The sequence below is a fragment of the Klebsiella sp. V115_8 genome, from assembly GCF_029967715.1.
Lineage (GTDB): Bacteria > Pseudomonadota > Gammaproteobacteria > Enterobacterales > Enterobacteriaceae > Klebsiella > Klebsiella quasipneumoniae.
Window position 1 is genome coordinate 207,802 of sequence record NZ_JASCAR010000031.1, and the last position, 8,092, is coordinate 215,893.

At 56.1% G+C, this 8,092-nt stretch carries 8 protein-coding genes and 1 rRNA gene; 2 read left to right on the forward strand and 7 right to left on the reverse strand.

Annotated elements, in window-relative coordinates; all coding sequences use genetic code 11:
* Positions 1–8 precede the first annotated feature (8 nt).
* The 7 genes from QLG03_RS14210 to metN all read right to left on the reverse strand — a co-directional run bounded on the left by QLG03_RS14210 (position 9) and on the right by metN (position 6,496).
* Positions 9–851 carry a YaeF family permuted papain-like enzyme gene (locus tag QLG03_RS14210; RefSeq protein ID WP_255989448.1) on the reverse strand — a complete coding sequence of 281 codons (843 nt, stop codon included), beginning with the start codon at positions 849–851 and terminating at the stop codon, positions 9–11.
* A gap of 59 nt (positions 852–910) precedes the next feature.
* Positions 911–2,629, reverse strand: a complete 1,719-nt coding sequence (gene proS / locus QLG03_RS14215; RefSeq protein ID WP_232712169.1) for a proline--tRNA ligase — start codon at positions 2,627–2,629, stop codon at positions 911–913.
* 111 nt (positions 2,630–2,740) lie between these two features.
* The gene (tsaA, locus tag QLG03_RS14220) at positions 2,741–3,448 is read right to left on the reverse strand and encodes a tRNA (N6-threonylcarbamoyladenosine(37)-N6)-methyltransferase TrmO (RefSeq protein WP_255989449.1); all 708 of its coding nucleotides are present in this window, start codon (positions 3,446–3,448) and stop codon (positions 2,741–2,743) included.
* On the reverse strand, positions 3,445–3,852 hold the full coding sequence (gene rcsF / locus QLG03_RS14225; protein ID WP_023292059.1) for an Rcs stress response system protein RcsF: 408 nt from the start codon (positions 3,850–3,852) through the stop codon (positions 3,445–3,447). Before rcsF ends, tsaA begins: the two co-directional genes overlap by 4 nt.
* 107 nt (positions 3,853–3,959) lie before the next feature.
* Entirely contained in the window at positions 3,960–4,775 is an 816-nt protein-coding gene (gene metQ, locus QLG03_RS14230) for a methionine ABC transporter substrate-binding lipoprotein MetQ (RefSeq protein ID WP_002889445.1), read from the reverse strand.
* 43 nt (positions 4,776–4,818) lie between these two features.
* Positions 4,819–5,472 carry a methionine ABC transporter permease MetI gene (locus tag QLG03_RS14235; protein ID WP_004204478.1) on the reverse strand — a complete coding sequence of 218 codons (654 nt, stop codon included), beginning with the start codon at positions 5,470–5,472 and terminating at the stop codon, positions 4,819–4,821.
* A complete protein-coding gene (metN, locus tag QLG03_RS14240) occupies positions 5,465–6,496 on the reverse strand; it encodes a methionine ABC transporter ATP-binding protein MetN (protein WP_002889450.1) in 1,032 nt (343 codons plus the stop codon). Before metN ends, QLG03_RS14235 begins: the two co-directional genes overlap by 8 nt.
* A gap of 188 nt (positions 6,497–6,684) precedes the next feature.
* On the opposite strand from metN, the gene gmhB reads away from it, so the two are divergent.
* Together gmhB and QLG03_RS14250 are read left to right on the forward strand one after the other, a co-directional pair.
* On the forward strand, positions 6,685–7,251 hold the full coding sequence (gene gmhB / locus QLG03_RS14245) for a D-glycero-beta-D-manno-heptose 1,7-bisphosphate 7-phosphatase (protein WP_004204479.1): 567 nt from the start codon (positions 6,685–6,687) through the stop codon (positions 7,249–7,251).
* A 368-nt stretch (positions 7,252–7,619) separates the two neighbouring features.
* Positions 7,620–8,092, forward strand: a 16S ribosomal RNA gene (locus tag QLG03_RS14250); the annotation flags it as partial.

Below are 8,092 nucleotides of genomic sequence, written 5' to 3' on the forward strand. Positions count from 1 at the left end.
TCGTTCTTTTACTCCGCACCGGCCTTCGGTTTGCTCAACCCCACCAGTTTACCGGCCTGAAGATAAATCCCTGGTTTCAGATGCCCGACATACTGCAGCTGCGTCTCGGGTTTAAAGGTGGCGACATCTCCTTCCCGCATGTGCAGCAGATCGGAAGGGCTGATCCACGCCGCCTGCGCCAGGGTCAGCGGATGCCCGGCTCTGACAAAGGCCTCGCTGACAAACTCCGAGCAAAACCACGCTTTCTTGTCGGGGCTGGCCCCATCGCCCAGTTGCGCTTTGGCCAGGCCGCTTACGCACTGCTGGCGAAAATGACGCGAGAAAGGGTTGAGCGAGCAGAGCGGTTTGGTGACCATATAAGGGATAAACTGAATAATGCCGCGATAGTTATACCCGCTGTCTTTGACCTGCCAGGCAAAGCTTCTCATCGCCATCGCCTGGTCCGGCGTCAGATCGGGCACCCTGAGGGCAAAGAGTTTATCGCTGTGCGCCATCGCTTGCTGTAGCGATATCACCTGCACGCCGGCGCCGGTAGCTTCCGCAATTTGACCCTCGCCGAGATACAGCGCGACGTGGCTCACGGAAGAGGCGCTGAAGGCGCGGATCCCAAGCGAAGTGACGCCAAGGCTGGAGGAGAAGAGCAGGTCGCCGGAACGAAGGTCGCTTTCGGCGATTTCGCGCAGTCCGCTGCCGGCAATCGAGCTTTGACGCTGGAGGATGACAGCCCATGGCGGTGAGCGGCCATCGATAGCGGATGCGGAAGGGGCGCTGCGGCCGACGTCTACAGTGCAGGCGGTAAGCAGGAGCAGGGCGGAGGTAAGCAGCCCGCTGCTGAGGAGAGGTGCAGTCATGGGTACAGTCCTTGTAAAAAAAAGGCCCTGACATCCGTTCAGGGCCCTGAGTCGGGTGATTAACCTTTTATCGCTTTAACCAGATATTCCACAATATCCCCGGTCTTGATCAGCTGCTTCTCACCGTTGCGACGATACTTGTATTCGATATCGTCGTTGTCGAGGTTACGATCGCCCAGCACGATGGTGTGCGGGATACCGATCAGCTCCATATCGGCGAACATCACGCCCGGACGCTCTTTACGATCGTCCATCAGCACTTCAATACCCTGGGTGCTCAGCTCGGCGTACAGTTTCTCCGCCAGCTCCTGCACACGGTAAGATTTATGCATGTTCATCGGCAGGATCGCCACCTGGAACGGCGCAATCGCATCTGGCCAGACAATACCGCGATCGTCAAAGTTCTGCTCAATCGCCGCCGCCACCACGCGAGTGACCCCGATACCATAGCAACCCATGGTCAGGATCTGGTTGCGGCCATCTTCGCCCTGAACCGCGGCTTTCATCGCCTCGGAGTACTTCGTCCCCAGCTGGAAGATATGACCCACTTCGATACCGCGCTTGATAAGCAGGGTACCTTTGCCGTCCGGGCTCGGATCGCCGGCAACGACGTTACGGATGTCAGCGACCTCCGGCGTGGCGACATCGCGGTCCCAGTTGATGCCGAAATAGTGTTTGCCGTCGATGTTGGCGCCGGCGGCGAAATCGCTCATCACCGCCACAGTACGGTCGATAATCACCGGCACCGGCAGGTTCACCGGACCCAGGGAGCCCGGACCGGCTTTCACCAGGGCGCGGATCTCTTCTTCGGTGGCGAAGGTCAGCGGGCTGGCGACCTGCGGCAGTTTTTCCGCTTTCACTTCGTTCAGCTCGTGATCGCCGCGCACCAGCAGGGCAACCAGCGGGGAAGCGCTATCTTCAACCGCTTTCACCAGCAGGGTTTTCACGGTTTTTTCGATCGGCAGGTTGAACTGCTCAACCAGCTCGGCGATGGTTTTGGCGTTCGGCGTGTCGACCAGGGTCAACTCCTGGGTGGCGTCCGCGCGCGGCGTTTTCGGCGCAACGGCTTCCGCAAACTCGATGTTTGCCGCGTAGTCGGAGCTGTCGGAGAAGATCACATCGTCTTCGCCGCTCTGCGCCAGCACCTGGAATTCATGAGAGGCGCTGCCGCCGATGGAGCCGGTATCAGCCTGTACCGCGCGGAAATCCAGCCCCATACGGCTGAAGATTTTGCTGTAAGCGGCGTACATCGCATCGTAGGTTTCCTGCAGCGATTCCTGCGAAGTATGGAAAGAGTACGCATCTTTCATCAGGAATTCGCGGGAGCGCATCACGCCGAAACGCGGGCGCACTTCGTCGCGGAATTTGGTCTGGATCTGATAGAAGTTCAGCGGCAGCTGCTTATAGGAGTTCAGCTCGTTGCGGATCAGATCGGTGATGACCTCTTCGTGGGTTGGACCGAGGACGAACGGACGATCGCCACGATCGGCAATGCGCAGCAGTTCCGGGCCGTATTGCTCCCAGCGACCGCTCTCCTGCCACAGTTCAGATGGCTGAACGACCGGCATTAACACCTCGATCGCACCGGCGTTGTTCATCTCTTCACGCACGATGTTTTCGACTTTTTTCAGGACGCGCACGCCGGTCGGCAGCCAGGTGTATAACCCGGAGGCCAGCTTGCGGATCATCCCGGCGCGCAGCATCAGCTGGTGGCTGATTACCTCGGCGTCGGCAGGTGTCTCCTTCAGAGTGGAGAGCAGATATTGGCTAGTACGCATGTTATAACGGTTCCAGTTAAACGAGCGGAACAGGCTGGTTGCCCAGCCTGAAACAAAAAAGTGGTTTAGTTTACCAGTGTGGCAAAGATGCCAAAAGAGAGGAAAATAAAATTAGCGCGCTTCGAGGGCAAAGACTTCAAAACCGGAGGCAGTCACCCGCCAGCGGACGTTGAAATCCAGCAGCCAGACGGCGTAATTTTTGCCTGCCTCTTCCTCCTTACGGTAGGCCGGACGCGGATCCTGCGCCAGCACCTCTCGGATAAACGCCTTCAGGTGCGGATAACGCTTCTCCAGATGCAAAAGCTGCGTTTCGACGTCGGCGGTAAAACTGACGACCTGATCCGCCTGCGGCGCCTGTTGCGCGTAGCTGGCGTGCGCGTTGGGTAGCGCTTCGGCAAACGGCAGATAGGGTTTGATGTCGACCACCGGCGTACTGTCGACGAGATCGAGGCTGCCGAGTTCCAGTATCACCTGCTCTTTCTGACAGCGGACGCCCTTCAGCTCAACCAGAGACATGCCAATGGGATTGGGGCGAAAGGTGGAGCGGGTGGCGAAGACGCCCATACGCGCGTTGCCCCCGAGACGGGGAGGGCGCACCGTCGGACGCCAGCCGCCTTCCATGGTCTGATGAAACACAAACAGGATCCACAGATGGCTGAAGCTTTCCAGACCACGCACGGCGTCGGCCTGGTTGTAGGGCGCGATCAGATGGAGTTCTCCGCCGCCGTGCTTGACCAGACCCGGCTGGCGAGGTACGGCAAACTTCTCTTTATACGGCGAGCGGATCACGCCTATCTGCGCGAACTGAAATGCACTCATTGCGCCGAGACGTTAAGCGCCGAGCCCAGACAAACCGCCTGACGGTAGCAGCCTGGGGTGCCGCTGGTCACTTCGCAGCGGTGCAGCAGGACAGCATTGGCTTTCATACGTGCGGCATTAATCTGCAGGCGCTTGCGGGCGGTAGGGATATTCGGCGGAGAATCCTGATTCGAGGCCTGGCAGGACTCGCCAGACACTTCCCCCAGATCGCGGAATGGTTTACCTACCAGCTCTGACGCATCGGTATAAATACGTACCGGCGCCGGACGGGTTGCGCGTGGTTTGCTCGGCTCCGATTTAACCGGGGGAGTTGCAGTGCTTTGAACAGGTTCAACGGGAGATCTGCTTAGCATGGAACAACCGCTTAACATGAGTGCTAACAAACAGACCGGTAAAGCACGCATAGTATTTCCTCAATGAATAAAAAACAGGGCGTTATTGAATCAGGTGCTTGCATAAATGACAAGACGGGCGTGAAGCCCGTCCTGAATGATATTACGGTGAGAAAAGATTACCAGCCTTTCACTGCACCGCCGTTAAAGATCTTGTTTGCTGCTTCGTAAACTTCATCGCTCTGGTAAGCCTGAACGAATTTTTTCACATTCTCAGCATCTTTATTGTCTTCACGCGCCACGATCAGGTTCACGTACGGCGACTCTTTCCCTTCAACAAAGATGCCGTCTTTCGCCGGGGTCAGGCCAATCTGGCTGGCGTAAGTGGTGTTGATAACGGCCAGCGCGATCTGCGCGTCGTCAAGAGAACGCGGCAGCTGCGGCGCTTCCAGTTCAACAATCTTCAGGTTTTTCGGGTTCTCGACGATATCCAGCGAGGTCGGCAGCAGGCCTACGCCGTCCTTCAGTTTGATCAGGCCCACCTGCTGCAGCAGCAGCAGAGAACGACCGAGGTTGGTCGGATCGTTAGGGACGGCGATCTGCGAGCCCGGCTGCAGTTCGTCCAGCGATTTGATTTTCTTCGAGTAACCCGCGATCGGGTAGACGAAGGTGTTGCCGACAGCCACCAGCTTGTAGCCGCGGTCTTTAATCTGCTGGTCGAGATACGGTTTATGCTGGAAGGCGTTGACGTCGATATCGCCTTTGCTCAGCGCTTCGTTCGGCAGAACGTAATCGTTGAAGGTCACCAGCTCAACGTCAAGGCCATACTTCTCTTTTGCCACTTTCTGCGCGACTTCAGCGACCTGCTGCTCCGCCCCGACGATAACGCCGACTTTAATATGATTCGGATCTTTTTCATCCTGACCGCAACCCACCAGCGCCAGAGAACCGATTAACGCACCAACTGCCGCAAAGGTTTTGAAATTAAAGGCCATGTTATTTCCTTCCTGTAAGAATGAGTGTTGTCTGCCAATAACGTTATTTATGAGTCACAGCCCGGACGATGCGATCGCCAGAGAATTGAATTAAATAAACCAGAATAACCAGCAATACCAGTACGGTATTCATCACGGTGGCGTTGTAACCGATATAGCCATACTGATAACCAATCTGCCCCAGACCGCCGGCGCCCACCGCGCCGCCCATGGCGGAATAGCCCACCAGGGTGATCAGGGTGATGGTGGCGGCGTTGACCAGACCCGGCAGCGCTTCAGGCAGCAGAACCTTACGCACGATCTGCAGCGGCGTGGCGCCCATCGCCCGGGAGGCTTCGATAAGGCCGGTCGGGATCTCCAGCAGGGCGTTCTCCACCATGCGAGCGATAAACGGCGCGGCGCCCACCGTCAACGGCACGATCGCCGCCTGCAGGCCGATTGAGGTGCCGACGATCACGCGGGTAAACGGGATCATCCAGACCAGCAGGATAATGAACGGGATGGAGCGGAAAATGTTCACCAGCGCCGACAGCGTCCGGTACAGTTTAGCATTGGCGACGATTTGCCCCGGACGGGTCACGTACAGCAGCACGCCCACCGGCAGACCAAGGACAAAACCGAAGAAGCCGGAGACAAAGGTCATTGCCAGCGTTTCCCATACGCCGCGCAACAGCAGCCACATCATTGCCTCAGACATAACCCAGTACCTCTACTTTTACATGATGTTCCTGCAGCCAGGCGATAGCCGCCTGAGTGTCTTCCTGTGTACCGTGCATTTCGGTCAGCATGATGCCGAACTTCACCCCGCCGGCATAATCCATCTGCGCGCTAATAATGTTGTTATTCACGTTGAAGCGACGCGCGGTTTCAGAAAGCAGCGGCGCATCGACGGAGTGGCCGGTAAATTCCATGCGCAGCATCGGTACGCTATCCGCTGTGGCGGTAGGTTTCAGGCGCGCCTGGTAGTCATCAGGAATATCCAGGTGCAGCGTCGACTGAATAAACTGCTGGGCCAGCGGCGTCTTCGGATGGGAGAAGACTTCGCTCACCGTGTCCTGTTCAATCAACTGGCCGTTGCTAATCACCGCCACGCAGTCGCAGATGCGTTTCACTACATCCATTTCGTGGGTGATCAGCAGGATGGTCAGCCCCAGACGACGGTTAATGTCTTTCAGCAGTTCGAGAATGGAACGGGTGGTGGCCGGATCCAGGGCGCTGGTGGCTTCATCGCACAGCAGCACCTTGGGGTTACTGGCCAGCGCGCGGGCAATGGCGACACGCTGTTTCTGGCCGCCGGAGAGATTAGCCGGATAGCTGTCGTGCTTATCGCCCAGGCCGACAAGATCCAGCAGCTCCGTCACACGGCGTTTGATTTCTGCCTGTGGCGTGTTATCCAGCTCCAGGGGTAACGCCACGTTGCCGAAAACGGTGCGGGATGCCAGCAGGTTAAAATGCTGGAAAATCATGCCAATCTGACGGCGAGCGCGGGTTAGCTCTTTTTCCGACAGCGCAGTCAGTTCCTGACCGTCAACCTGTACGCTGCCCTCGGTCGGGCGCTCCAGCAGGTTAACGCAGCGAATCAGCGTACTTTTACCGGCGCCTGAGGCACCGATGACGCCGTAAATTTGTCCGGCAGGGACATGCAGGCTGACATTGTTCAGCGCCTGAATGCTGCGATTCCCCTGCTGGAACACTTTGGTGATATTGGAAAGTTTAATCATCAGTTATTTATTATCGTTTAGCCGTTTGCCGTGGCATTTTCTTCTGCCGTATCCAGGCGATGCCTGGCAATGAAATGGATGTTAAGGCATCCAGACGTCTAAATCAATCTGACTCTTTATAATGAGCACTTTCTTGCATGCGGAAACATGCGATACTAACGGCACTAGCCTTTTTCAGGAGCAAACCGGTGGCAAAGTCAGTACCCGCAATTTTTCTCGACCGTGACGGCACCATTAATGTCGATCATGGCTACGTCCACGAAATCGACAATTTTGAATTTATCGATGGCGTCATTGACGCAATGCGCGAGCTCAAAGAGATGGGCTACGCGCTGGTGCTGGTCACTAACCAGTCCGGTATTGCTCGCGGTAAATTTACCGAAGCCCAGTTTGAAACGCTGACCGAATGGATGGACTGGTCTCTGGCAGACCGTGGCGTCGATCTGGACGGTATCTATTATTGCCCGCATCACCCGCAGGGTGCGGTTGAGGAGTACCGTCAGACCTGTGATTGCCGTAAACCGCATCCGGGGATGCTGATCTCCGCCCGCGATTATCTGCATATCGATATGGCCGCTTCCTATATGGTAGGGGACAAACTGGAAGATATGCAGGCTGCAGCGGCCGCTGATGTCGGTACTAAAGTGCTGGTGCGTACCGGTAAGCCTGTTACTGAAGAAGCGGAAAAAGCCGCGGATTGGGTGCTAAATAGCCTGACCGAGCTGCCGGCGGCGATTAAAAAGCAGCAAAAATAAGCGTTGCGTATAAAAGATGAGCGGTTGAAATAAAATTGTATTTTTCCGCTTGTCATTCCCGGCGGTCTCCCTATAATGCGCCTCCATCGACACGGCGGATGTGAATCACTTCACACAAACAGCCGGTTCGGTTGAAGAGAAAAATCCTGAAAAACGGGTTGACTCTGAAAGAGGAAAGCGTAATATACGCCACCTCGCGACAGAGCGCTAAAGCGCGTCGCAACTGCTCTTTAACAATTTATCAGACAATCTGTGTGGGCACTCAAAGTGACATGGATTCTTAACGTCCTCGGACGAAAAATGAATACCAAGTCTCAAGAGTGAACACGTAATTCATTACGAAGTTTAATTCTTTGAGCATCAAACTTAAATTGAAGAGTTTGATCATGGCTCAGATTGAACGCTGGCGGCAGGCCTAACACATGCAAGTCGAGCGGTAGCACAGAGAGCTTGCTCTCGGGTGACGAGCGGCGGACGGGTGAGTAATGTCTGGGAAACTGCCTGATGGAGGGGGATAACTACTGGAAACGGTAGCTAATACCGCATAACGTCGCAAGACCAAAGTGGGGGACCTTCGGGCCTCATGCCATCAGATGTGCCCAGATGGGATTAGCTAGTAGGTGGGGTAACGGCTCACCTAGGCGACGATCCCTAGCTGGTCTGAGAGGATGACCAGCCACACTGGAACTGAGACACGGTCCAGACTCCTACGGGAGGCAGCAGTGGGGAATATTGCACAATGGGCGCAAGCCTGATGCAGCCATGCCGCGTGTGTGAAGAAGGCCTTCGGGTTGTAAAGCACTTTCAGCGGGGAGGAAGGCGATAAGGTTAATAACCTTGT